This is a genomic window from Citrobacter sp. wls716 (assembly GCF_005280975.1).
In the GTDB taxonomy this organism is placed as follows: domain Bacteria; phylum Pseudomonadota; class Gammaproteobacteria; order Enterobacterales; family Enterobacteriaceae; genus Citrobacter; species Citrobacter youngae.
Map to the genome: position 1 here is coordinate 369,566 of NZ_SZWX01000031.1, position 23,069 is coordinate 392,634.

Consider the following 23,069-nt stretch of genomic DNA (forward strand, 5'->3'; position numbering starts at 1 on the left):
CGTGGAACGGCGTAAATTACAGAACGTCAACTGCGTTCAGTTCTTTGAAAGCCTGTTCCAGACGGGTGATCATGGTTGCCTGACCAGCACGCAGCCATACGCGCGGATCGTAGTATTTCTTGTTCGGCTGATCTTCGCCTTTCGGGTTACCCAACTGGCCCTGCAGGTAAGCTTCGTTTGCTTTGTAGTAGTTCAGAACGCCTTCCCAGGTAGCCCATTGGGTATCGGTGTCGATGTTCATTTTCACTACGCCGTAGCTTACGGAGTCTTTGATTTCCTGAGCAGTAGAACCGGAACCGCCGTGGAAGACGAAGTTCAGGCTGTTGTGCGGCAGGTTATGTTTCTTAGAAACATAGTCCTGAGAGTCGCGCAGGATGGTCGGGGTCAGAACCACGTTACCCGGCTTGTAAACGCCGTGTACGTTACCGAAGGACGCTGCGATGGTGAAACGCGGGCTGATTTTACTCAGCTCGGTGTATGCGTAATCAACGTCTTCCGGCTGGGTGTACAGTGCAGAAGCGTCCATGTGGCTGTTGTCCACACCGTCTTCTTCGCCACCAGTGCAACCCAGTTCGATTTCCAGAGTCATGCCCATTTTGGACATGCGCGCCAGATATTTGGAGCAGATTTCGATGTTCTCTTCCAGAGACTCTTCAGACAGGTCGATCATGTGAGAAGAGAACAGCGGTTTGCCGGTTGCTGCGAAGTGTTTTTCACCCGCGTCCAGCAGACCGTCGATCCACGGCAGCAGTTTCTTCGCGCAGTGGTCAGTGTGCAGGATAACCGGAACACCGTAGTGTTCAGCCATCTGGTGAACGTGATGCGCGCCAGAGATAGCACCCAGGATTGCAGCACCCTGAGGAACGTCGGACTTCACGCCTTTACCCGCGATGAAAGAAGCACCACCGTTGGAGAACTGTACTATTACCGGCGCTTTAACTTTTGCAGCGGTTTCCAGTACGGCATTGATGGAGTCGGTACCCACGCAGTTAACAGCTGGCAGAGCAAAGTTGTTCTCTTTAGCTACCTGGAAAACTTTCTGTACGTCATCACCAGTGATTACGCCTGGTTTTACGAAATCAAAAATTTTAGACATATTACGAGTCCTGTATCTTCGGCCGTTGTACACATCATCCTTCAAGCCGCCTCATCGTTGGCTGCCCTCGCTCGCCCCAGTCACTTACGTAAGTAAGCTCCCGGGAACTCACTCTGTTGCCGCCTTGATGCAACTCGAATGATTTTGTGTAAAGAATTGAAGCGTGCTCTAAAGCGCGCTGAAATAAGGGCAGGTTTCCCTGCCCATTAAAGTCTTACTTTTTAGCACGCTCTTCGAGCATGGCTACTGCTGGCAGGACCTTGCCTTCCACGAATTCGAGGAACGCGCCGCCGCCAGTAGAGATGTAGGAGATTTTGTCAGCAATGCCGAACAGGTCGATTGCTGCCAGGGTGTCACCGCCGCCTGCGATAGAGAATGCTTCGCTGTCTGCAATGGCATTAGCAACGATTTCAGTACCTTTGCGGAAGTTCGGGAATTCGAACACGCCAACCGGGCCGTTCCACAGAATGGTTTTCGCATTCTTCAGGATGTCAGCCAGCTGCTGTGCAGAAGCGTCGCCGATATCCAGGATCTGCTCGTCTTCTTTTACATCGCTTACGGACTTCAGAGTAGCCGGTGCGGTTTCAGAGAATTCAGTTGCAACGCGAACGTCGGTTGGGACCGGGATGTCGCAAGTGGTCAGCAGACGCTTAGCTTCGTCAACGAGATCTGCTTCGTACAGGGATTTACCCACGTTGTGGCCTTGAGCAGCAACGAAGGTGTTCGCGATACCACCGCCAACGATCAGTTGGTCAGCGATTTTTGACAGAGAATCAAGAACGGTCAGTTTGGTAGAAACTTTAGAACCACCAACGATAGCAACCATCGGACGAGCAGGTTCTTTCAGTGCTTTACCCAGTGCATCCAGCTCGGCAGCCAGCAGCGGACCTGCACAAGCGACATCGGCGAATTTACCGATACCGTGAGTAGACGCCTGCGCACGGTGAGCAGTACCGAAAGCATCCATTACGAATACGTCGCACAGAGCAGCATATTTTTTGGACAGCGCTTCGTCGTCTTTCTTCTCGCCTTTGTTAAAGCGAACGTTTTCCAGAACAACCAGTTCACCGGCAGCGACTTCAACGCCGTCCAGGTAATCTTTTACCAGGCGAACCGGAGCAGACAGTTTATCTTTCAGATAGTTAACAACCGGCAGCAGAGAGAATTCTTCGTTGTACTCGCCTTCGGTAGGACGACCCAGGTGGGAAGTTACCATCACTTTAGCACCCTGTTTCAGGGCCAGTTCGATGGTTGGCAGGGAAGCACGGATACGCGCATCGCTGGTTACTTTCCCTTCTTTAACTGGTACGTTCAGGTCCGCACGGATAAAAACGCGTTTACCAGCCAGATCCAGATCGGTCATCTTAATTACAGACATGGTGAATCCTCTCGTTGATTCATAAAGTTTTGTCGACGCTCAAGCGTCGAGCCTGAAACCAATAGCAGCCATCGCTAACGTCGTGTCGAGCATACGGTTAGCAAAGCCCCATTCATTATCACACCAGACCAGCGTTTTGATCAGGTGAGCGCCACTCACGCGCGTTTGCGTGCCATCAACGATGGCGCTGTGCGGGTCGTGGTTAAAATCTACTGAGACCAACGGTAATTCCGTATAGTCAACTATACCATGAAATGCACCTTGTGCTGCTTTTTGCAGCAACTGGTTGACTTCACTGGCTTTTACTGGTTTTTTCACCGTCACGCTTAAGTCGATCGCCGTCACATTTATGGTCGGTACACGCACCGCTATCGCTTCAAAACGATCGTTAAACTGCGGGAAAATTCGCGTGATGCCCGCCGCCAGTTTGGTATCAACCGGAATGATCGACTGGCTGGCCGCTCGCGTGCGACGCAGGTCAGGATGATAAGCATCAATAACCTGCTGATCGTGCATCGCGGAGTGGATCGTGGTGACGGTACCAGACTCAATGCCGTAAGCATCATCCAGCAATTTAATGACGGGTATTATGCAATTCGTGGTGCAGGAGGCATTGGAAACGATCCGGTGCTCAGCGCGCAGCTGATCCTGATTAACGCCAAACACAACGGTTGCGTCGATGTCGTGACTACCAGGATGTGAAAAGAGCACTTTCTTTGCGCCGGCGGCAATATGCGCCTCACCGTGTTCGCGATTGCCGAAAACCCCCGTACAATCCAGCACAACGTCGACACCCAGTTCGCGCCACGGAAGCGCATCGAGCGTTCGCTCATGCAGAATACGGATCGCGTCATCGCCAACGATGAGCTGGTCTCGTTCCTGACTAACATCCCAGGCAAAACGCCCATGGCTGGTGTCATATTTCAACAAATGCGCCATGCCTGCAGCTTCCGCCAGTTCGTTGATTGCCACCACGGTGATTTCCGCCCGACGCCCGGATTCATATAAAGCACGAACCACGTTGCGTCCGATGCGACCGAAACCATTAATCGCTACGCGTACGGTCATAGGTCTCCTGCAAGGATTTCTCAGAAACGATGTGGCAGACAGAGTAATGCAGCAAATCGCTCAGGGAAACCTTACCTGTCGCAAACTGCGACTAATTGGTTAATTGTCGAACATTTAATCGACTGAAACGCTTCAGCTAGAATAAGCGAAACGCGGAATAAAAGGAATGATTGTCCAGCAACAGAACACAGTTATCTGACTTACGTCACATTTTAACGTCCTTCAACGCGACTTTTATTCCATATTCCAGAATTACGAATAACCGTAGCAAGATTATTTCGTTGCCATGTCACAAATCCTGATTTATATCAGAAAGCTCCCTAACCCGCGTCTATATTATCAGCGCAACGTCCGAGTCTCGGAGTCCCTCAACTATGGCAACATTCTATCCCCAACCATCTGAAGCTCGCTTTCATGCGCTGCGTTTATTACCGGGCCAGGAAGTCTTTTCAGCGCTACACGCTTTTATCCAGCAGCATCAACTACAGGCAGCCTGGATAGCGGGTTGCACCGGCAGTTTGACCAATATTGCTCTGCGCTTCGCCGGACGTGAAGAAACCACATTACTTACGGGTACGTGGGAAATTATCTCTCTGAACGGCACGCTGGAGCTTACCGGCGAGCATCTCCATCTGGCGGTTGCTGACCCACACGGCGCGATGCTGGGCGGACACATGATGCCGGGCTGTACCGTACGAACCACGCTGGAACTGGTGATTGGCGAGTTGACGTCTCTGGCATTCAGCCGTCAGCCCTGCGCCGTTTCCGGTTATGACGAACTGGTTATTTCATCCCGCTAACGCTTCACTTATACGAGGTCTTTTATGGCGCGTCGCCAATTTTCCAGCCAGTCTCTGGTTCTTATTGTCATTGCTATCGCCATCAACATGGTCGGTGGGCAGCTTATCAGCATGTTGAAATTACCTATTTTTCTCGACTCGATTGGCACGTTGATCAGCGCGGTGCTGTTAGGTCCGGTTGTGGGGATGCTAACCGGATTACTCACTAACCTGTTGTGGGGGTTGCTGACCGATCCGATCGCCGCCGCCTTTGCGCCCGTTGCCATGGTTATTGGACTGGTCGCCGGTTGGCTGGCACGGGCGGGATGGTTTCGCACCTTACCTAAAGTCGTGGTCAGCGGCGTAATTATCACACTTGCCGTGACCCTCGTTGCCGTGCCGATTCGCACGACTCTGTTCGGCGGTGTCACTGGCAGCGGCGCGGATCTTTTTGTCGCCTGGATGCACTCGGTCGGTCAGAACCTGGTGGAGTCCGTCGCCATTACCGTCATCGGAGCGAATCTGGTCGATAAAATCCTTACGGCAATCATCGTCTGGGTGCTGCTGCGACAGCTTCCGCTGCGCACCACGCGCCATTTCCCTACGATGTCTGCCGTGCGCTAAATGCATCCGTTTACGTCGTTAACTCTGTGGGCGCTTGCCGCCTGCTCCACGCTCCTGCTGCCAGCCGGAGTGCCGCTCAGCTTGTACAGCGCCGCGACGTTTGTCGGTTTGCTATGTATGAAGGCTACGCGGTCGCGGGCGAAATACGTACTCTGGCTGATGATCCCCTTAGGACTGGGGCTATGGCTGGTACACGGCGGATGGCTTACCGAGTGGATTAGCGGGCAGCCGCGCACGCCGGAACGCTGGGCCGATGCCGTTACGCTCTGGCTGCGGATCCTGGCCATTGTGTCGACATCGCAGATGTGGATGCAGTACGTGCCGGTTGCGCGCTTTATGCGCGCCCTGTTTGCTTCACGCCTGCCGCCAGGCGTTGCCTATCTGTTTGCAGGCCCGCTGCTGGTGGTTGAACAGCTCAAACGCCAGTTGGCGATTATTCACGAGGCTCAGCGCGCACGCGGCGTACCGCTGGATGAATCCTGGTACCAACGTTTACGCGCTATGCCGGCATTAATTGTGCCGCTCACCCATAACGCGCTCAATGACCTGGCCGTTCGCGGTGCAGCGCTCGATATGCGGGGATTTCGCCTGCATCGCTCACGCACCACGCTGTGGGCGCCGCCAGACAGCACCTTACAGCGTCTGGCCCGCTACGGCATGGTCGTTCTAATGGCGGTTGAGACAGGAGTCTGGATATGGTTACGTTAGAGCAGTTTCGCTATATTCCGACGCACGCTATGCGGCCATCCGCCTGTTACGATTTCCATTACGCCAGGCCTGGTATGGTGGCTATTTTTGGTGAGAACGGCAGCGGGAAAAGTACGCTGGCACAGCTGATGGCTGGCTGGTACCCCGACTTCCTTCCGGGAGAAATTGAGGGCACAGGCGCGCTACTGGGTAATCCCATCGGGAAACTGTCGCTGGTCGAGCAGTCGAGTACCATCCAGCTTGTGCAGCAGTCACCTTACCTGCAGCTTTCAGGTTGTACTTTCAGCGTGGAGGAAGAAGTGGCGTTTGGCCCGGAAAATCTCTGCCTTACCGAGACTGAAATTATGCAGCGCATAGATGCCGCCCTTACGCTGACGGAATGTCAGCCTCTGCGCCATCGTCATCCCGGCACCCTTTCCGGCGGGGAAACCCAGCGGGTGGTGATTGCCAGCGCACTCGCCATGCAGCCGAAAATATTGATTCTGGATGAAGCGTTCAGTCGCCTGACGGCGCAATCCACAGCAATGCTGCTGGCTCGACTGCAACAGTGGACACAGGAACAGCATGCTTTGGTGATACTTTTCGAACGCAACCCTTCACCTTTTCTCAGCTACTGCCAGCATGCATGGCAGCTGCGCGACGGAGCATTGTCATCACTATGCTAACGCTAAACCAGGTCAGCTATCGCTGGCCGAACGCCGCCGATGACTGTTTACGCAATATTTCGCTGGAACTCCTGGAGGGGGAATGGCTGGCGCTAACGGGCGATAATGGCGCAGGAAAATCCACACTTTTGCGCATCATGGCCGGGCTACTGACGCCCTCATCCGGCACAATAACCGTTCAAAATCGTGCGATTGCGCAACTGAAAAACCGGGAGCGCGCCAGGGTGCTCGGCGTACTGTTTCAGGAGGCGGAGAATCAAATCTTTCACAGCAAGGTTGCAGAGGAAGTGGCCTTCGGATTACGGCTACAGAAGCATCCGGCGACTGAAATTGCGCAACGCACGATGGCGGCGCTGCGATTATGTCAGTTAGAGGATGTCGCCGACGCGCACCCGCTCGATCTGCATACTGCACAACGACGTATGGTTGCCGTCGCCAGTCTGGAAGCCCTCGAACCTGCTATTCTACTGCTGGATGAGCCCAGCCGGGACTTTGATGCGCACTGGCTTGGCGTCTTTGAAAACTGGCTGGCAGTGTGTCGTACGCGTGGCGCCAGCGTTGTGGCGATCAGTCATGACGCAGCATTTACGCAGCGCCATTTTTCGCGCGTAGTACGTCTTGAAGCAGGTCAGCTACGCACGTAACTACCCTGATAAGCAAAAAAACGGGCCGCCTGAGCGACCCGTTTTCACCTGTAATCGAAATTACAGCAGTTCTTTTGCTTTCGCGACCACGTTGTCTACGGTGAAGCCGAATTCTTCAAACAGCAGTTCTGCCGGTGCAGACTCACCAAAGGTAGTCATACCAACAATAGCACCGTTCAGGCCCACGTACTTGAACCAGTAGTCAGCGATGCCAGCTTCGATAGCGACGCGAGCAGAGACGGCTTTCGGCAGTACGGATTCACGGTAAGCCGCATCCTGCTTGTCAAATGCATCGGTAGATGGCATGGAAACCACGCGCGCTTTCACGCCTTCAGCGGTCAGTTTGTCCCAGGCAGCGACAGCCAGTTCAACTTCAGAACCGGTGGCGATGAAGATCAGCTCCGGCTGACCCGCGCAATCTTTCAGCACGTAGCCACCGCGAGCGATGTTCGCCAGCTGCTCTGCGGTACGTTCCTGCTGTGCCAGGTTCTGACGGGAGAGGATCAGCGCGGTCGGGCCGTCCTGACGCTCAACACCGTATTTCCATGCTACTGCGGATTCAACCTGGTCACACGGACGCCATGTGCTCATGTTCGGGGTCACACGCAGAGAAGCAACCTGCTCTACCGGCTGGTGAGTCGGGCCATCTTCACCCAGACCGATGGAGTCGTGAGTATAGACCATCACCTGACGCTGTTTCATCAGCGCAGCCATACGCACCGCGTTACGGGCATATTCCACGAACATCAGGAAGGTGGAGGTGTACGGCAGGAAACCACCGTGCAGGGAAATACCGTTGGCGATAGCGGTCATACCGAATTCACGTACACCGTAATGGATGTAGTTACCGGCAGTATCTTCGTTGATGGCCTTAGAACCAGACCACAGAGTCAGGTTAGACGGTGCCAGGTCAGCAGAGCCGCCGAGGAATTCAGGAAGCCAAGGACCGAAGGCTTCAATCGCGTTCTGAGAAGCTTTACGGCTGGCGATTTTCGCCGGATTAGCCTGCAGCTTAGCAATGAATTCGTTGGCTTTCGCGTCGAAGTCAGACGGCATTTCACCTTTCATACGACGGGTGAATTCAGCAGCTTCCTGCGGGAAAGCTTTGGCATAAGCAGCAAACTTCTCGTTCCATGCGGCTTCTTTTGCCTGGCCGGCTTCTTTCGCATCCCACTGCGCGTAGATTTCAGACGGGATTTCGAACGGCGCGTATTTCCAGCCCAGCTGTTCGCGGGTCAGTGCGATTTCTGCATCGCCCAGCGGCGCACCGTGAGAATCGTGGGTACCGGCTTTGTTCGGAGAACCGAAACCGATGATGGTTTTGCACATCAGCAGGGACGGTTTGTCGGTCACTGCACGGGCTTCTTCTACTGCGCGCTTAATCGCGTCAGCATCGTGACCATCTACACCACGAATCACGTGCCAGCCGTAAGCTTCGAAACGCTTCGCGGTGTCATCGGTGAACCAGCCTTCAACGTGGCCATCGATAGAGATGCCGTTGTCATCATAGAACGCAACCAGTTTACCCAGCTTCAGCGTACCGGCCAGGGAACATACCTCGTGAGAGATACCTTCCATCATGCAGCCGTCGCCCATGAAAGCATAGGTGAAGTGGTCAACGATGTCGTGACCAGGACGGTTAAACTGCGCCGCCAGCGTTTTTTCAGCGATAGCCATACCCACTGCATTCGCAATGCCCTGACCCAGAGGACCGGTCGTAGTTTCAACACCCGCGGTGTAACCCACTTCCGGGTGGCCCGGCGTTTTGGAGTGCAGCTGACGGAAGTTCTGCAGCTCGGACATCGGCAGATCGTAGCCGGTGAGGTGCAGCAGACTGTAAATCAGCATTGAACCGTGGCCGTTAGACAGCACGAAGCGGTCACGGTCAGCCCAGGACGGGTTAGTCGGGTTGTGGTTCAGGAAATCACGCCACAGGACTTCGGCAATGTCAGCCATACCCATCGGGGCACCCGGGTGACCGGATTTGGCTTTCTGTACTGCGTCCATGCTCAGCGCACGAATAGCATTGGCAAGCTCTTTACGTGAGGACATTTTGACTCCAGATCGGATAATGAAGGCCACGCCCTAAACGACTTGACGACAGCGCGTTTTGGGCTACGCCGGAAAAAAGTGCCAACAATGTAACCCAAGCCGCGTGTCATGTACATGGAGCATCCTTTTACCGCTTCAGAAATCTCTGGATCATGCGCGCAAGTTGCGCAATCTTCTCGCCCGCTTATTGTTCTTTTCTTTATACTTATGCCGAGCGTCGGTTCACCTGCAAACGACGCATTTTTTAGAATAATCCTGACTTTGTGCGGAAGAGAAAAAATGAAAATTCGCGCTTTACTGCTTGCTACGAGCATGGCGGCGGCATTGACCGGCTGCCAGAACATGGACTCAAACGGACTGCTTTCCTCAGGCGCAGAGGCTTTCCAGGCCTACAGTCTGAGCGATGCGCAGGTAAAAGCGCTGAGCGATCAGGCCTGTAAGGATATGGACAGCAAAGCTACCATCGCCCCGGCTGGCAGCGAGTATGCAACGCGTCTTGGCAAAATCGCCGCCGCGCTTGGCGATAACATTAACGGCCAGCCGGTGAACTACAAAGTGTATATGGCGAAAGATGTGAATGCCTTTGCCATGGCGAACGGCTGTATCCGCGTATACAGCGGCCTGATGGATATGATGACCGACAACGAAGTCGAAGCGGTGATCGGCCACGAAATGGGTCACGTTGCACTGGGCCACGTGAAAAAAGGGATGCAGGTTGCGCTGGGTACGAACGCCGTGCGGGCAGCTGCGGCTTCCGCTGGCGGGATTGTCGGCAGCCTGTCGCAGTCGCAATTGGGCGATCTTGGCGAGAAACTGGTGAACTCGCAGTTCTCCCAGCGTCAGGAATCCGAAGCGGATGATTACTCGTATGATCTGTTGCGCAAACGAGGGATCAATCCGGCAGGCTTAGCCACCAGTTTTGAGAAACTGGCAAAACTGGAAGCAGGACGTCAAAGCTCAATGTTTGACGATCACCCGGCATCCGCAGAACGTGCGCAACATATTCGCGATCGCATGAGCGCAGACGGGATCAAGTAATCTTCGAACAGTGCCGGATGGCGGCGTGAACGCCTTATCCGGCCTACAGAATGACAAATTTAGTCCAGCGATCGGGCGTTATTGGCGAAGTCAGTTTGAGACCGGACAGCGCACAGCCACCGGAGCGTACACGTAGTACGTGAGGATGGCGAGCACTGCCCGGGTTCAAAATGGCGAGTAAAATAGCCCGAAACCGTTACTCGCCTTTCTTAGCCGCCTGGATATAGAGCATTTCTAATGCTAACGTTGCCGCCGCCAGTGCGGTGATCTCTGACTGATCGTAGGCCGGAGCCACTTCAACAACATCCATCCCGACGATGTTCAGATCTTTCAGACCACGTACCAGTTTTATCGCGCGATCGGACGTCAGGCCGCCGATCACTGGCGTACCGGTTCCTGGTGCAAACGCCGGATCCAGACAGTCGATATCAAAAGTCAGGTATACCGGCATATCACCGACAATCTGCTTAACCTGAGCGATAATGTCATCAACGCTGCGGTCGTTAACCTGGCATGCATCCAGCACGGTAAAACCGTTGTCTTTGTCGAACTCGGTACGAATACCGATCTGCACAGAGTGATTCGGATCGATCAGACCTTCGTTCGGCGCGGTGAAGAACATGGTGCCGTGGTCAAATTCACAGCCGTTAGCGTAGGTGTCGGTGTGGGCATCGAAGTGCACCAGCGCCATTTTGCCAAAGTGCTTAGCGTGCGCGCGCAGCAGCGGCAGCGTGACGAAGTGGTCGCCGCCGAAGGAGAGCATGCGCTTACCGGCCGCCAGCAGTTTTTCCGCATGCGCCTGCAGTTTTTCACTCATCTCACGGGCGTCGCCGAAAGCGTAAACCAGGTCACCGCAGTCAACCACGTTCAGGCGCTTGCGCATGTCGAAGTTCCACGGGAAGCGGTTGTGCTCCCAGGCCAGGTTGGTGGATACCTGACGGATCGCCGCCGGGCCATGGCGGCCACCCGCGCGACCTGACGTTGCCATATCAAACGGTACGCCGGTGATCACCCAATCGGCGTCGCTGTCGTAAGGCATGAAGTTCATCGGCAGACGCAAAAAACCAAAGGCGTTAGAAACCAGGGAGTTGTCGTATTGATGACCTAAGGTGCTCATGTACTGACCTCTTTTAAAATCGGTGAAAAAAAATCCCCTCCGCGTCGTTAAGCCCGACGAGGAAGGGATTGATTTACGTGACTACTTGTATGGGCGAATTATCGCCTTAAAACTGCGCGGCTTCAAGCAAAGCGTTTATTTCCGGCAAGGCGGCGGCGCGTAACCGTTACTGTCCGCTGGAAACGCCTGGGCAGAGCACGGCGGTATCGCCTTCGCAACTTTTCCCTGTAGCTCAAAGGCGGCAAAACCAATCACTCCGGTGTTACGTACATCGCCCTGTGCGGAATTAGCCGCGTAAGAGTCCGAGGCAGAGGAAAACTGGAATGCCGCTTCGGTAGTGCTGTCTTTGCGGAATCCTTTGATTGCCAACGAATCTCCCGCATTCACAATATAGCCATTGTGACTCAGTGAACCCGGCTTGCCAGTAAGAACATCCAGTCCATCGACTGTGGCCACAATTTCATAATTTGTATCGCGACTGTTGTTACGCACATACAATTGATAGGTCATGCCCAATTTTGCCGGAATAAGATATTGCCATTTGCCGAAAGAATTATTGTAGTGCCGGGTAATAGGAATAGATCTGAAATTTGCATCACGAACCGCATACTCCAGGTCGCTAATACGAATGCTGTAAATCTGGTCATAACCAGACTGATATGCCGTCGAGTAATTAATGACTATCATCTCAGTCGGTTCACGGTCTACGCGTTCAGCGGACACGCCAGTCACCGTAGAGTGAACATCATTACCCCAGGCAGTTCCCACCTCGGAATCCGGAGCATTGCTGCGCTGCATCTGAGATGAGCAGCCCGTGATAAACAAAAAAACAACCGCAAATAATGCGTTAAATTTAAATCCTTTCATATCTGTTCCTTTACCGATGACGAGTTAATCTGGCAACAATGCTAGGGGTATTAAATAAGAAAGGAAGGGATTAACATCCTATTTCAGATATTGTTTAATAAAAAGGGCCGACTTATATAAATAAGTCAGCCCTCAAGAGGAATAATCTTAATTATTCGTCTTCGAGATAAGTGTATCCGTACAGACCCGCTTCGAACTCTTCGAGGAATTGCTGTTGCAGCTCAGCATCCAGATCGGTTTTTTTCACCTGGTCACGGAACTGCGTCAGCAGGGTGTTCGGATCCAACTGCACGTACTGCAGCATATCCGCCACGGTATCGCCTTCATCAGAAAGCTCAACTTCCACGCTGCCGTCGGGGAAGACGAACACGTCAACCGCTTCGGTATCACCGAACAGGTTGTGCATGTTGCCGAGGATCTCCTGGTACGCACCCACCATAAAGAAGCCCAGCATCGGCGGATTTTCCGGGTCGTATTCCGGCATCGGCATGGTCGTCGCAATCCCGTCGCCGTCGACGTAGTGGTCGATAGCGCCGTCGGAGTCACAGGTGATATCCAGCAGCACCGCGCGGCGCTCTGGCACCTGGTTCAGTCCTTCCAGCGGCAGCACCGGGAACAGTTGATCGATCCCCCATGCATCCGGCATCGACTGGAACAGCGAGAAGTTGACGTAAATCTTATCCGCCATACGTTCCTGTAGCTCGTCGATAATCGGACGGTGCGCGCGGTTGCTCGGGTCGAGCTGTTTCTGCACGTCATGGCACATGTTCAGATACAACTGCTCTGCCCACGCACGCTCCTGCAGGCTGAAGGTGCCTGAAGAGTAACCCACGTGAATATCATGCAGATCCATCTGGCTGTCGTGCAGCCATTCGCGCAGCGAACGACGGGTTCCCGGCTCGTGCATCTCTTGCCAGGTTTCCCACATGCTTTGCAGGGCACGCGGCGCATCGTCAGCCGGCGGCGTGGCTTCGGTATGTTCGCTACGCTCAACGCCGATAATGTTAGACACCAGCACAGTATGGTGCGCGGTAACCGCACGACCAGACTCGGTGATGACCGTCGGATGCGGCAGACCATGCTCTTCACAGGCATCGCCAATGGCCCAAATGATATTGTTGGCGTATTCGTTCAGGCCGTAGTTTACGGAGCAGTCAGACTGCGAACGGGTACCTTCGTAGTCCACGCCCAGACCACCGCCGACGTCGAAGCACTGGATATTCACGCCCAGCTTGTGCAGCTCAACGTAGAAACGAGCTGATTCACGTACGCCGGTGGCGATATCACGAATGTTCGCCATCTGCGAACCGAGGTGGAAGTGCAGCAACTGAATGCTGTCCAGACGACCGCGCTCGCGCAGTATTTCCACCAGTTGCAGCACCTGGTTTGCCGCCAGGCCGAATTTTGATTTCTCTCCGCCGGAAGACTGCCATTTACCGGACCCCTGCGATGCCAGACGCGCACGCACGCCCAGACGCGGAACCACATTCAGACGTTCAGCTTCATCCAGCACGATAGCGATTTCAGACATCTTCTCGATGACCAGATAGACCTTATGGCCCATCTTCTCGCCAATCAACGCCAGACGGATGTATTCACGGTCTTTATAGCCGTTACACACGATCACGCTACGGGTCATTCCGGCATGGGCCAAAACGGCCATCAGTTCAGCTTTGGAACCGGCTTCCAGCCCCAGCGGTTCGCCGGAGTGGATCAGCGATTCAATCACGCGACGATGCTGGTTGACCTTGATCGGGTAAACGAGGAAATAGTCGCCGTTGTAACCGTAAGATTCACGGGCGCGTTTAAACGCGGCGTTAATCGAACGCAGTCGGTGTTGCAGGATCTGCGGGAAGCAGAATAATGCAGGCAGACGCTGGCCCTGCGCTTCACGGGCTTTCACCAACTCAGCAAGGTCAACGCGCGCTTCTGGTACGTCCGGATCCGGGCACACGCTGATGTGGCCCAGCTCATTGACGTCATAGTAGTTATTACCCCACCAGGCAATATTGTAAGTACGCAGCATCTTGCTGGCTTCCTCGGAACTCATTGCAACCTCCTGCATGGAGCGTAGTACACCGTGTTCGCCTGCTGACGAAGGCGAACCCAAAGAAATGTCGTCAGACATAGCGAACCTCAATTTTATTAACAAGTGTAAAACAGTTGACTACTATCGCAATCCATAGACGCGATAACAACCCAAATACAGGCAGAATTTCCAGCAGATAGTGCTGACGCTCCGACTGTGCGACCGGTTTCTTTTTCATATCAATGTAAACACGTAACCGAACTTAATGCTGACGGTTCGGCGAAACCACGAGAAAACTCTTGTTTACCAAGAGCGCCCTTGTTCAGTTCTTAGTGACCGTTACCGGCTCTTGAGTCCTGAGAAGCGCCGAGATGGGTATAACATCGGCAGGTATGCAAGATGCAGATTGCGGGGGACATATGTACACCAGAACGGTGCGACAGATTCAGCAGAATACAACGGTTCATTATCTCGTATCACCTCCACGGTTGCTCCTGACGGAACGAACCCACAAGCCAAAGCTAAAGTGTTAACCCGGCTGGAAGTGGCAACACGATGAAAACGTCGTGTGCTTTTTGTATGAGCCGCGCGCCGCGTTTTATACCGACAACAGTACGAAAATGCAAAAGATAAATACGTACATTGCCAGCACCGTCAGGAAAAATTTCCAGTTACATTTTCAGTACAATGCGACCTCAATCAAAAAAAGCTGGAAATCAGGCGAAGAACTGTCCTAAAATAGCCGTCCAGATGTTAATCCATCTATACCGATTAACACTCAGACTGCCAGTGTCCGTCATCTGCAGACTCATGGTAGAATCTTCTACACATGGCTATTCCACTCGACAGTTTGAGCTAACTAAATATTCCTTAGGTGAAATTAAATATGGCAAAACACCTTTTTACGTCCGAGTCCGTATCAGAAGGGCATCCTGACAAAATCGCTGACCAAATCTCTGATGCCGTGCTGGATGCAATCCTCGAGCAGGATCCGAAAGCACGCGTAGCCTGCGAAACCTATGTCAAAACCGGTATGGTTTTAGTTGGCGGTGAGATCACTACCAGCGCCTGGGTAGATATCGAAGAGATCACGCGTAACACGGTTCGCGAAATTGGCTATGTGCATTCCGACATGGGCTTTGACGCCAACTCTTGCGCGGTTCTGAGCGCCATCGGTAAGCAGTCTCCGGATATCAACCAGGGTGTTGACCGCGCGGATCCGCTGGAACAAGGCGCTGGCGACCAGGGCCTGATGTTTGGTTATGCAACCAATGAAACCGACGTGCTGATGCCAGCGCCAATCACCTACGCGCATCGTCTGGTACAGCGTCAGGCTGAAGTACGCAAAAACGGTACTCTGCCGTGGCTGCGCCCGGATGCAAAAAGCCAGGTCACTTTCCAGTATGACGACGGTAAAATTGTAGGTATTGATGCCGTGGTTCTGTCGACTCAGCATGCTGAAGATATCGACCAGAAATCTCTGCAAGAAGCCGTCATGGAAGAGATCATCAAGCCGGTACTGCCGACTGAATGGCTGAGCGCTGCGACCAAATTCTTCATCAACCCAACCGGTCGTTTCGTTATCGGCGGCCCGATGGGCGACTGCGGTCTGACCGGTCGTAAAATCATCGTTGATACCTACGGCGGCATGGCGCGTCACGGCGGCGGTGCATTCTCTGGTAAGGATCCATCTAAAGTTGACCGTTCTGCAGCCTATGCAGCTCGTTACGTCGCGAAAAACATCGTTGCCGCTGGTCTGGCTGACCGTTGTGAGATTCAGGTTTCCTACGCCATCGGCGTGGCTGAACCGACCTCTATCATGGTAGAAACGTTCGGTACTGAAAAAGTGCCTTCTGAGCAACTGACCCTGCTGGTGCGCGAGTTCTTCGACCTGCGTCCGTATGGCCTGATTCAGATGCTGGATCTGCTGCACCCGATCTACAAAGAAACCGCAGCTTACGGTCACTTTGGCCGCGAACATTTCCCATGGGAAAAAACCGACAAAGCCGCTCTGCTGCGTGAAGCTGCCGGTCTGAAGTAATTTACTGAAGACTGTCCGCTTAGTAAGACCAGCCTCGTGCTGGTCTTTTTTTATTCCCCAATTTTCCCCCAACGCCTCGTCACCTGAACAATGCAGTGAAGCGTTCCTCTAACAACAATGAAAGCGATTACATAGCACCGATTTTCTATCCACAACAAGTTAACATCTCTTTTCCGTCAAGCTTGCGTCACTGTTACATTATTTTTCAGGATCGTCTTAATTCCAGGCAATTAACCATATTTAATTGTATTATAAAATGTTAATTTTCAAATAGTTAATCGACAATCATGATAAATGCCAGTGTAACCGATTACACTAATGTGATGTGATTCGCATTTTTTTACCCCGTACTCACCTACCCTTAACATCAACAAAACTAGCTACCCAACCGGAGGGCATCATGCCTGACAATAAAAAAACGGGGCGTTCCAACAAAGCCATGACATTTTTTGTCTGCTTTCTTGCAGCCCTGGCTGGATTACTTTTTGGCCTGGATATCGGTGTTATTGCCGGTGCTTTACCGTTCATCACCGACGAGTTCCAAATTACCCCCCACACTCAGGAATGGGTGGTGAGTTCGATGATGTTTGGTGCTGCCGTGGGTGCCGTCGGCAGCGGTTGGCTCTCCTTCAAACTGGGGCGTAAAAAGAGTCTGATGATCGGCGCAATCCTGTTTGTTGCCGGTTCACTGTTCTCCGCCGCGGCGCCAAACGTTGAAGTGCTGCTGGTTTCCCGCGTGCTGCTCGGCCTGGCGGTGGGCGTTGCGTCTTATACCGCGCCGCTGTACCTGTCTGAAATTGCCCCGGAAAAAATTCGTGGCAGTATGATCTCTATGTATCAGCTGATGATCACCATCGGTATTTTGGGTGCGTATCTTTCCGATACGGCGTTTAGCTACAGCGGCGCATGGCGCTGGATGCTGGGCGTGATCATCATCCCTGCCCTGCTGCTGCTGGTTGGCGTCATCTTCCTGCCGGACAGCCCACGCTGGTTTGCTGCTAAACGTCGTTTTGTCGATGCTGAACGTGTTCTGTTGCGTTTGCGTGATACCAGCGCAGAAGCCAAACGCGAGCTGGATGAAATTCGTGAAAGTCTGCAGGTGAAGCAGAGCGGCTGGGCGCTGTTTAAAGAGAACAGCAACTTCCGCCGCGCGGTATTCCTTGGCGTCCTGTTACAGGTGATGCAGCAGTTCACCGGGATGAACGTCATTATGTATTACGCACCGAAAATCTTTGAGCTGGCGGGCTACACCAACACCACCGAGCAGATGTGGGGGACGGTTATCGTCGGCCTGACCAACGTGCTGGCAACCTTTATCGCCATTGGCCTGGTTGACCGTTGGGGCCGCAAGCCTACGCTGATCCTCGGCTTTATCGTCATGGCCGTCGGTATGGGCGTGCTGGGTACGATGATGCACGTGGGTATTCACTCGGCGGCCGCGCAATACTTCGCTGTACTGATGCTGCTGATGTTTATCGTTGGCTTTGCCATGAGCGCCGGTCCGCTGATTTGGGTTCTGTGCTCTGAAATCCAGCCGCTGAAAGGCCGCGATTTCGGTATCACCTGCTCTACCGCAACCAACTGGATTGCCAATATGATCGTCGGTGCAACCTTCCTGACGATGCTGAACTCGCTGGGCAGCGCCAACACTTTCTGGGTCTACGGTGGCCTGAACGTCCTGTTCATCTTCCTGACCCTGTGGCTGATACCTGAAACTAAAAATGTCTCTCTGGAACACATTGAACGTAACCTGATGAAAGGTCGTAAACTGCGCGAAATTGGCGCACACGACTAATCACGAAAAGCTTCCTCCCCCGCGGGAGGAAGCCTTCCTCTTGCAGTCCCTTCCCTGTCGCACTATCCTCTGGCGTTATGAAAACCTCCCGTCTCCCTATCGCCATCCAGCAAGCCGTTATGCGTAGCCTGCGGGAAAAACTCGCTCAGGCCAACCTCAAGCTCGAACGCAATTACCCGGAGCCAAAGCTGGTTTACCAACAGCGCGGAACCGCCGCGGGTACCGCGTGGCTACAAACCTATGAAATTCGCCTTAATCCCGTCCTGCTGATGGAGAACGTTGACGCGTTCGTTAACGAAGTGGTGCCCCATGAACTGGCGCATTTACTGGTGTGGAAATACTTTGGCCGCGTGCCGCCGCACGGCAAAGAGTGGAAATGGATGATGGAAAGCGTGCTGGGCGTGCCAGCCCGACGCACACATCAGTTCGAACTGCAATCCGTGCAGCGTAAGACCTTTACTTACCGCTGCAAGTGTCAGGAACACCAACTGACCGTACGCCGCCATAACCGCGTGATACGCGGCGAAGCCACCTACCGCTGCGTTCACTGCGGCGAACCACTGATTGCAGAATAATCTTCAGAATTATCATGAACTTTTCTGATCTAACTGATTGCATACAGGAATGACTTTCGCTACGTTGCGGGCTCGTTTTGACACGGAGTTCGTGATGTACCGTAATTTTTCTTTTGCTGCGGCCCTGTTAGCCGCAGCATTTTCAGGCCCAGCTTTAGCCGAAGGCATCAACAGTTTTTCTCAGGCAAAAACGGCGGGCGTCAAAGTTAACGCCGATGCGCCAGGCGATTTCTACTGTGGTTGTAAAATTAACTGGCAAGGCAAAAAAGGGGTCGTGGACCTCGAATCCTGCGGCTATAAAGTGCGAAAAAACGAAAACCGCGCCAGTCGAATTGAATGGGAACACGTTGTCCCCGCCTGGCAGTTTGGTCATCAGCGCCAGTGCTGGCAGGACGGGGGGCGTAAAAACTGCGCTAAAGATCCGGTCTATCGCAAAATGGAAAGCGATATGCATAACCTGCAGCCTGCGGTAGGTGAAGTGAATGGCGATCGCGCAAACTTTATGTACAGCCAGTGGAACGGTGGCGAAGGCCAGTATGGACAGTGCGCGATGAAGGTTGATTTCAAAGAGAAAGTTGCCGAACCGCCTGCCCGCGCACGTGGCGCCATCGCGCGTACCTATTTTTATATGCGCGACCAATACAACCTGACGCTCTCCCGCCAGCAAACCCAGCTTTTTAATGCCTGGAATAAGCAGTATCCGGTCACCGACTGGGAGTGTGAGCGCGACGAACGCATCGCGAAGGTACAGGGGAATCATAACCCTTATGTGCAACGCGCTTGCCAGGCGCAAAAGAGCTAACCTACACTAGCGGCAATATTTTTAACCATGCCCTGGCCTTTAATAGCTCAGGGCCATGACGCGGATGTTTAACTATGCGCATTCCCCGCATTTATCACCCTGAGCCAATCACTTCCGGTAGCCAAATTTCATTGTGTGAGGATGCCGCCAACCATATCGGCCGCGTACTACGTATGGGGCCAGGCCAGCCGCTACAGCTGTTTGATGGCAGCAATCAGGTATTCGACGCCGAAATTACCCATGCCAGTAAGAAAAGCGTGGACGTGAAGGTACTTAACGCCGAGCTCGACGATCGTGAATCACCGTTGTATATCCACCTGGGCCAGGTAATGTCGCGCGGTGAAAAAATGGAATTTACTATCCAGAAATCGATCGAACTGGGTGTAAGCCTCATTACGCCACTTTTTTCTGAGCGCTGCGGCGTTAAACTGGACAGTGAACGCCTGAACAAGAAGCTCCAGCAGTGGCAGAAAATTGCCATTGCCGCCTGCGAACAGTGCGGTCGTAATCGGGTACCTGAAATTCGCCCGGCAATGGATCTGGAAGCATGGTGCGCAGAACAGGACGAAGGTCTGAAACTCAATCTGCATCCTCGCGCCAGCGCCAGCATCAACACGCTGCCGCTCCCGGTGGAGCGCATCCGCTTGCTGATTGGCCCGGAAGGTGGGCTATCGGCAGATGAAATTGCCATGACCGCACGGTATCAGTTTACTGATATTCTGTTAGGACCTCGCGTTCTGCGTACTGAGACAACTGCGCTCACCGCCATTACTGCGCTACAGGTGCGTTTTGGCGATCTGGGCTAACGGAGAAAAACAATGATCAAGCTCGGCATCGTGATGGATCCCATCGCAAGCATCAACATCAAGAAAGATTCCAGCTTCGCTATGCTGCTGGAAGCGCAACGCCGCGGTTATGAAATTCATTATATGGAGATGGCCGATCTTTATCTGATCAACGGTGAAGCCCGCGCCCATACGCGTACCCTGAGCGTAGAGCAGAACTACGACAAATGGTATGAGTTCAAGAGCGAGCAGGATCTCCCACTGGCAGACCTGGACGTTATTCTGATGCGTAAGGATCCGCCGTTTGATACCGAGTTCATCTACGCGACCTATATTCTGGAACGTGCAGAAGAGAAAGGAACGCTGATCGTCAATAAACCGCAGAGCCTGCGCGATTGCAACGAAAAGCTGTTCACCGCATGGTTTGCCGATCTGACGCCGGAAACGCTGGTCACGCGTAACAAAGCGCAGTTGAAAGCCTTCTGGCAAAAACACAGCGACATCATTCTCAAACCGTTGGACGGCATGGGCGGAGCCTCTATTTTCCGCGTGAAGGAAGGCGATCCGAACCTTGGCGTTATTGCGGAAACGCTGACCGAGCACGGTACCCGCTACTGCATGGCGCAGAACTATCTGCCGGCCATTAAAGATGGCGATAAACGCGTGCTGGTGGTCGATGGCGAACCCGTTCCGTACTGCCTGGCGCGTATTCCGCAGGGCGGCGAAACCCGTGGCAACCTGGCTGCAGGTGGTCGTGGCGAGCCACGTCCATTAACCGACAGTGACTGGGAAATTGCCCGTCGCATTGGGCCGACGCTGAAAGCCAAAGGTTTGATTTTTGTCGGTCTGGATATCATTGGCGATCGTCTGACGGAAATTAACGTCACCAGCCCAACCTGTATTCGTGAAATTGAAGCGGAGTTCCCGGTCTCTATTACCGGTATGCTGATGGACGCCATTGAAGCGCGCCTGCAAAAATAAAAGAACTCGCCGGTAGAAGGGACCCTACCAATACTAATAGTGACAGCGCTCCTGTTTGTACGCATACTGGGCGCTGTCGCTTTTTTGAACCAGGAAACAGAACCTCTGACAATGAATTTACAGCATCACTTTCTAATTGCCATGCCTGCTCTCCAGGATCCAATTTTCCGCCGTTCCGTGGTGTATATCTGCGAACACAATGAGAACGGAGCAATGGGGATTATCGTCAATAAACCCCTGGAAAACTTACAAATTGAAGGGATTCTGGAAAAGCTGAAGATCACGCCTGAAGGACGCGATCCGTCCATCCGTCTGGATAAAGCAGTGATGCTCGGCGGCCCGTTGGCGGAAGACCGCGGATTTATTCTGCATACTCCGCCCGCCCGTTTTGCATCCAGTATCTTAATTTCTGATAACACTATCATCACGACCTCCCGCGATGTATTAGAAACGTTGGGCACGCAGGAGCAACCGTCCGAGGTGCTGGTGGCATTAGGCTATTCATCATGGGAAAAAGGCCAACTGGAACAAGAGCTACTGGATAACGCCTGGCTCACCGCCCCCGCCGATCTCAACATTCTGTTTAAAACGCCGATTGCCGACCGCTGGCGCGACGCTGCCAAACTTATCGGAATAGATATTCAGACCATGCCCGGCGTGGCGGGACACGCATGATGAGCGGAACATTACTCTCTTTTGATTTTGGTACGAAAAGTATCGGCGTCGCCGTGGGTCAGCGCATTACCGGTACGGCCAGGCCATTGCCCGCCATCAAAGCGCAGGACGGTACGCCGGACTGGAATTCGATTGAACGCCTGCTAAAAGAGTGGCAACCAGATGAGATCATCGTCGGCCTGCCGCTCAACATGGACGGTACCGAACAACCCCTTACCGCGCGCGCGCGTAAATTCGCCAACCGCATTCATGGTCGCTTTGGCGTAACCGTAACGCTGCACGATGAACGTTTGAGCACCGTCGAAGCCCGCTCAGGCCTGTTTGAGCAAGGCGGTTACCGGGCGTTGAATAAAGGCAAAGTGGACTCCGCTTCTGCCGTTATTATCCTCGAAAGCTATTTCGAGCAGGGCTATTAAAGCCGCCCCTGCGCCTGTCGCTGCTGCAAACTTTGTGCAAACGTCTGCATACCTGTCTGCTGCCCGGTTTGTATCACGCCGGGTAGCTGATGCGTTTTCCCTTCGCGGATCAAATTGCCCACGGCGGGCGTGTTAACGAGCAGCTCGAATAGCGCCACGCGTCCCCCCTGCTTATCCTCCTCCAGTTTTTGCGAAAGAACCGCCCGCAGGCTGTCTGCCAGTTGATTACGCACCGGATCTTTCTCTGATGCAGCAAAGGAATCCACCAGCCGCGCGATGGCTTGTGCAGCCCCACGCGTGTGTAGCGTTGCCAGCACCAGATGTCCGGTCTCCGCCGCCGTTAATGCCAGCCGAATGGTTTCCACGTCGCGCAGCTCGCCCAGCAAAATAACGTCGGGATCTTCGCGTAACGCACCGCGCAAACCGGCGGCGAAAGAGACGCAGTGTACGCCCACCTCCCGCTGTTGAATGAGACAACGCTGGCTGGCGTAGCGGTATTCAATAGGATCTTCCAGCGTCAGAATGTGTCCCTCAATATGCTGATTAAGATACTCCACCATCGCCGCCAGGGTCGTAGATTTACCGCTGCCGGTGGCGCCTGTCACCAGAATTAACCCATTTTCACTGCGCAGCAGTTCAGGTATAGCCTCGGGAGTCTGGAGATCGTCTAAATGAGGACAATCCAGCGGTAGCAGTCTTAGCGCCAGTGACGTTCCTTGCTGATGGGCAAATGCGCTGGCGCGCAGCCGCCGGGAGTCCGTCAGGGTAACGGCAAAATCAACCTGCCCTTGCTCCCGCCACTGTACCTGTTGTTGCTCACTGAGCCAGCACATCAGCAGATTCTCTACGTCAGGCGCGGTAAACGGCGCATTTTCGATTTTTCCATGTCTGCGCCAACGCGCGGGCCATGCATTGCACAGGTGTAGATCCGACA

General features: G+C 53.6%; 24 protein-coding genes. 14 read left to right on the forward strand and 10 right to left on the reverse strand.

Features of this window, described 5'->3' with window-relative positions; all coding sequences use genetic code 11:
* Positions 1 to 16: 16 nt before the first annotated feature.
* The 3 genes from fbaA to epd all read right to left on the reverse strand — a co-directional run bounded on the left by fbaA (position 17) and on the right by epd (position 3,542).
* A complete protein-coding gene (gene fbaA, locus FDX24_RS11860; RefSeq protein ID WP_003027029.1) occupies positions 17 to 1,096 on the reverse strand; it encodes a class II fructose-bisphosphate aldolase in 1,080 nt (359 codons plus the stop codon).
* Between the two features lie 214 nt (positions 1,097 to 1,310).
* On the reverse strand, positions 1,311 to 2,474 hold the full coding sequence (gene pgk, locus FDX24_RS11865) for a phosphoglycerate kinase (RefSeq protein WP_003027032.1): 1,164 nt from the start codon (positions 2,472 to 2,474) through the stop codon (positions 1,311 to 1,313).
* Positions 2,475 to 2,513: 39 nt separating this feature from the next.
* On the reverse strand, positions 2,514 to 3,542 hold the full coding sequence (epd, locus tag FDX24_RS11870; protein ID WP_137364351.1) for an erythrose-4-phosphate dehydrogenase: 1,029 nt from the start codon (positions 3,540 to 3,542) through the stop codon (positions 2,514 to 2,516).
* Positions 3,543 to 3,916: 374 nt separating this feature from the next.
* Between epd and FDX24_RS11875 the strand changes: the two genes are divergently transcribed.
* Genes FDX24_RS11875 through FDX24_RS11895 form a run of 5 tightly spaced genes read left to right on the forward strand, consistent with a single transcriptional unit; the run spans position 3,917 to position 6,962 of the window.
* Complete coding sequence (locus FDX24_RS11875) at positions 3,917 to 4,342, forward strand: PPC domain-containing DNA-binding protein (RefSeq protein WP_003027037.1); 426 nt, start codon at positions 3,917 to 3,919, stop codon at positions 4,340 to 4,342.
* A gap of 24 nt (positions 4,343 to 4,366) precedes the next feature.
* Entirely contained in the window at positions 4,367 to 4,945 is a 579-nt protein-coding gene (locus FDX24_RS11880; RefSeq protein WP_003027040.1) for an ECF transporter S component, read from the forward strand.
* On the forward strand, positions 4,946 to 5,653 hold the full coding sequence (locus tag FDX24_RS11885) for an energy-coupling factor transporter transmembrane component T (RefSeq protein WP_137364352.1): 708 nt from the start codon (positions 4,946 to 4,948) through the stop codon (positions 5,651 to 5,653). It begins immediately after the preceding gene.
* Positions 5,641 to 6,318: an ABC transporter ATP-binding protein gene (locus tag FDX24_RS11890; RefSeq protein WP_137364353.1), complete on the forward strand. Its 678-nt coding sequence runs from the start codon at positions 5,641 to 5,643 to the stop codon at positions 6,316 to 6,318. Before FDX24_RS11885 ends, FDX24_RS11890 begins: the two co-directional genes overlap by 13 nt.
* Positions 6,312 to 6,962, forward strand: coding sequence for an ABC transporter ATP-binding protein (locus tag FDX24_RS11895; protein WP_137364354.1), 651 nt, complete (start codon positions 6,312 to 6,314; stop codon positions 6,960 to 6,962). Before FDX24_RS11890 ends, FDX24_RS11895 begins: the two co-directional genes overlap by 7 nt.
* A gap of 60 nt (positions 6,963 to 7,022) precedes the next feature.
* Here the strand turns inward: FDX24_RS11895 and tkt are convergent, their stop codons facing one another.
* Complete coding sequence (gene tkt, locus FDX24_RS11900) at positions 7,023 to 9,014, reverse strand: transketolase (protein WP_048213189.1); 1,992 nt, start codon at positions 9,012 to 9,014, stop codon at positions 7,023 to 7,025.
* A gap of 279 nt (positions 9,015 to 9,293) precedes the next feature.
* Here tkt and FDX24_RS11910 point away from each other — a divergent pair, with 279 nt between their 5' ends.
* Positions 9,294 to 10,052: a M48 family metallopeptidase gene (locus tag FDX24_RS11910; protein ID WP_003027053.1), complete on the forward strand. Its 759-nt coding sequence runs from the start codon at positions 9,294 to 9,296 to the stop codon at positions 10,050 to 10,052.
* Positions 10,053 to 10,248: 196 nt separating this feature from the next.
* On the opposite strand, the gene speB is transcribed toward FDX24_RS11910, so the two are convergent.
* The 5 genes from speB to FDX24_RS23770 all read right to left on the reverse strand — a co-directional run bounded on the left by speB (position 10,249) and on the right by FDX24_RS23770 (position 14,532).
* Complete coding sequence (speB, locus tag FDX24_RS11915; RefSeq protein WP_137364355.1) at positions 10,249 to 11,169, reverse strand: agmatinase; 921 nt, start codon at positions 11,167 to 11,169, stop codon at positions 10,249 to 10,251.
* A gap of 135 nt (positions 11,170 to 11,304) precedes the next feature.
* Positions 11,305 to 12,036 (reverse strand): hypothetical protein, encoded by a 732-nt coding sequence (locus FDX24_RS11920; protein ID WP_061068541.1) that lies wholly within the window; start codon positions 12,034 to 12,036, stop codon positions 11,305 to 11,307.
* A gap of 151 nt (positions 12,037 to 12,187) precedes the next feature.
* The gene (gene speA, locus FDX24_RS11925) at positions 12,188 to 14,164 is read right to left on the reverse strand and encodes a biosynthetic arginine decarboxylase (protein WP_115642900.1); all 1,977 of its coding nucleotides are present in this window, start codon (positions 14,162 to 14,164) and stop codon (positions 12,188 to 12,190) included.
* The gene (gene yqgB, locus FDX24_RS11930; protein ID WP_005123310.1) at positions 14,157 to 14,303 is read right to left on the reverse strand and encodes an acid stress response protein YqgB; all 147 of its coding nucleotides are present in this window, start codon (positions 14,301 to 14,303) and stop codon (positions 14,157 to 14,159) included. Before yqgB ends, speA begins: the two co-directional genes overlap by 8 nt.
* 91 nt (positions 14,304 to 14,394) lie before the next feature.
* The gene (locus tag FDX24_RS23770) at positions 14,395 to 14,532 is read right to left on the reverse strand and encodes a hypothetical protein (protein WP_269149342.1); all 138 of its coding nucleotides are present in this window, start codon (positions 14,530 to 14,532) and stop codon (positions 14,395 to 14,397) included.
* A 419-nt stretch (positions 14,533 to 14,951) separates the two neighbouring features.
* On the opposite strand from FDX24_RS23770, the gene metK reads away from it, so the two are divergent.
* The 8 genes from metK to ruvX all read left to right on the forward strand — a co-directional run bounded on the left by metK (position 14,952) and on the right by ruvX (position 22,135).
* On the forward strand, positions 14,952 to 16,106 hold the full coding sequence (gene metK / locus FDX24_RS11935) for a methionine adenosyltransferase (RefSeq protein ID WP_115601494.1): 1,155 nt from the start codon (positions 14,952 to 14,954) through the stop codon (positions 16,104 to 16,106).
* Positions 16,107 to 16,506: 400 nt separating this feature from the next.
* Positions 16,507 to 17,901, forward strand: a complete 1,395-nt coding sequence (galP, locus tag FDX24_RS11940) for a galactose/proton symporter (RefSeq protein ID WP_003027074.1) — start codon at positions 16,507 to 16,509, stop codon at positions 17,899 to 17,901.
* 77 nt (positions 17,902 to 17,978) lie between these two features.
* Positions 17,979 to 18,476 (forward strand): SprT family zinc-dependent metalloprotease, encoded by a 498-nt coding sequence (locus tag FDX24_RS11945; RefSeq protein WP_003838223.1) that lies wholly within the window; start codon positions 17,979 to 17,981, stop codon positions 18,474 to 18,476.
* A 94-nt stretch (positions 18,477 to 18,570) separates the two neighbouring features.
* Positions 18,571 to 19,278, forward strand: coding sequence for a deoxyribonuclease I (gene endA, locus FDX24_RS11950; protein WP_061547624.1), 708 nt, complete (start codon positions 18,571 to 18,573; stop codon positions 19,276 to 19,278).
* A gap of 74 nt (positions 19,279 to 19,352) precedes the next feature.
* Positions 19,353 to 20,084, forward strand: coding sequence for a 16S rRNA (uracil(1498)-N(3))-methyltransferase (gene rsmE, locus FDX24_RS11955; protein ID WP_137364356.1), 732 nt, complete (start codon positions 19,353 to 19,355; stop codon positions 20,082 to 20,084).
* 12 nt (positions 20,085 to 20,096) lie between these two features.
* Complete coding sequence (gene gshB / locus FDX24_RS11960; protein ID WP_003027083.1) at positions 20,097 to 21,044, forward strand: glutathione synthase; 948 nt, start codon at positions 20,097 to 20,099, stop codon at positions 21,042 to 21,044.
* A gap of 111 nt (positions 21,045 to 21,155) precedes the next feature.
* Positions 21,156 to 21,719 (forward strand): YqgE/AlgH family protein, encoded by a 564-nt coding sequence (locus tag FDX24_RS11965; RefSeq protein ID WP_048213499.1) that lies wholly within the window; start codon positions 21,156 to 21,158, stop codon positions 21,717 to 21,719.
* Positions 21,719 to 22,135: a Holliday junction resolvase RuvX gene (gene ruvX, locus FDX24_RS11970; protein WP_061068855.1), complete on the forward strand. Its 417-nt coding sequence runs from the start codon at positions 21,719 to 21,721 to the stop codon at positions 22,133 to 22,135. The genes FDX24_RS11965 and ruvX overlap by 1 nt, the downstream gene beginning before the upstream one ends.
* Here the strand turns inward: ruvX and FDX24_RS11975 are convergent.
* Positions 22,132 to 23,069: type IV pilus twitching motility protein PilT (locus tag FDX24_RS11975; protein ID WP_137364357.1), on the reverse strand; the 938-nt coding region annotated here is incomplete at its 5' end. The genes ruvX and FDX24_RS11975 overlap by 4 nt on opposite strands.

Bases quoted from the DNA above. Each gene is read 5' to 3' on its own strand.
- fbaA (WP_003027029.1), bottom strand. From the start codon at position 1,096: ATGTCTAAAATTTTTGATTTCGTAAAACCAGGCGTAATCACTGGTGAT.
- pgk (WP_003027032.1), bottom strand. From the start codon at position 2,474: ATGTCTGTAATTAAGATGACCGATCTGGATCTGGCTGGTAAACGCGTT.
- epd (WP_137364351.1), bottom strand. From the start codon at position 3,542: ATGACCGTACGCGTAGCGATTAATGGTTTCGGTCGCATCGGACGCAAC.
- FDX24_RS11875 (WP_003027037.1), top strand. From the start codon at position 3,917: ATGGCAACATTCTATCCCCAACCATCTGAAGCTCGCTTTCATGCGCTG.
- FDX24_RS11880 (WP_003027040.1), top strand. From the start codon at position 4,367: ATGGCGCGTCGCCAATTTTCCAGCCAGTCTCTGGTTCTTATTGTCATT.
- FDX24_RS11885 (WP_137364352.1), top strand. From the start codon at position 4,946: ATGCATCCGTTTACGTCGTTAACTCTGTGGGCGCTTGCCGCCTGCTCC.
- FDX24_RS11890 (WP_137364353.1), top strand. From the start codon at position 5,641: ATGGTTACGTTAGAGCAGTTTCGCTATATTCCGACGCACGCTATGCGG.
- FDX24_RS11895 (WP_137364354.1), top strand. From the start codon at position 6,312: ATGCTAACGCTAAACCAGGTCAGCTATCGCTGGCCGAACGCCGCCGAT.
- tkt (WP_048213189.1), bottom strand. From the start codon at position 9,014: ATGTCCTCACGTAAAGAGCTTGCCAATGCTATTCGTGCGCTGAGCATG.
- FDX24_RS11910 (WP_003027053.1), top strand. From the start codon at position 9,294: ATGAAAATTCGCGCTTTACTGCTTGCTACGAGCATGGCGGCGGCATTG.
- speB (WP_137364355.1), bottom strand. From the start codon at position 11,169: ATGAGCACCTTAGGTCATCAATACGACAACTCCCTGGTTTCTAACGCC.
- FDX24_RS11920 (WP_061068541.1), bottom strand. From the start codon at position 12,036: ATGAAAGGATTTAAATTTAACGCATTATTTGCGGTTGTTTTTTTGTTT.
- speA (WP_115642900.1), bottom strand. From the start codon at position 14,164: ATGTCTGACGACATTTCTTTGGGTTCGCCTTCGTCAGCAGGCGAACAC.
- yqgB (WP_005123310.1), bottom strand. From the start codon at position 14,303: ATGAAAAAGAAACCGGTCGCACAGTCGGAGCGTCAGCACTATCTGCTG.
- FDX24_RS23770 (WP_269149342.1), bottom strand. From the start codon at position 14,532: ATGAACCGTTGTATTCTGCTGAATCTGTCGCACCGTTCTGGTGTACAT.
- metK (WP_115601494.1), top strand. From the start codon at position 14,952: ATGGCAAAACACCTTTTTACGTCCGAGTCCGTATCAGAAGGGCATCCT.
- galP (WP_003027074.1), top strand. From the start codon at position 16,507: ATGCCTGACAATAAAAAAACGGGGCGTTCCAACAAAGCCATGACATTT.
- FDX24_RS11945 (WP_003838223.1), top strand. From the start codon at position 17,979: ATGAAAACCTCCCGTCTCCCTATCGCCATCCAGCAAGCCGTTATGCGT.
- endA (WP_061547624.1), top strand. From the start codon at position 18,571: ATGTACCGTAATTTTTCTTTTGCTGCGGCCCTGTTAGCCGCAGCATTT.
- rsmE (WP_137364356.1), top strand. From the start codon at position 19,353: ATGCGCATTCCCCGCATTTATCACCCTGAGCCAATCACTTCCGGTAGC.
- gshB (WP_003027083.1), top strand. From the start codon at position 20,097: ATGATCAAGCTCGGCATCGTGATGGATCCCATCGCAAGCATCAACATC.
- FDX24_RS11965 (WP_048213499.1), top strand. From the start codon at position 21,156: ATGAATTTACAGCATCACTTTCTAATTGCCATGCCTGCTCTCCAGGAT.
- ruvX (WP_061068855.1), top strand. From the start codon at position 21,719: ATGAGCGGAACATTACTCTCTTTTGATTTTGGTACGAAAAGTATCGGC.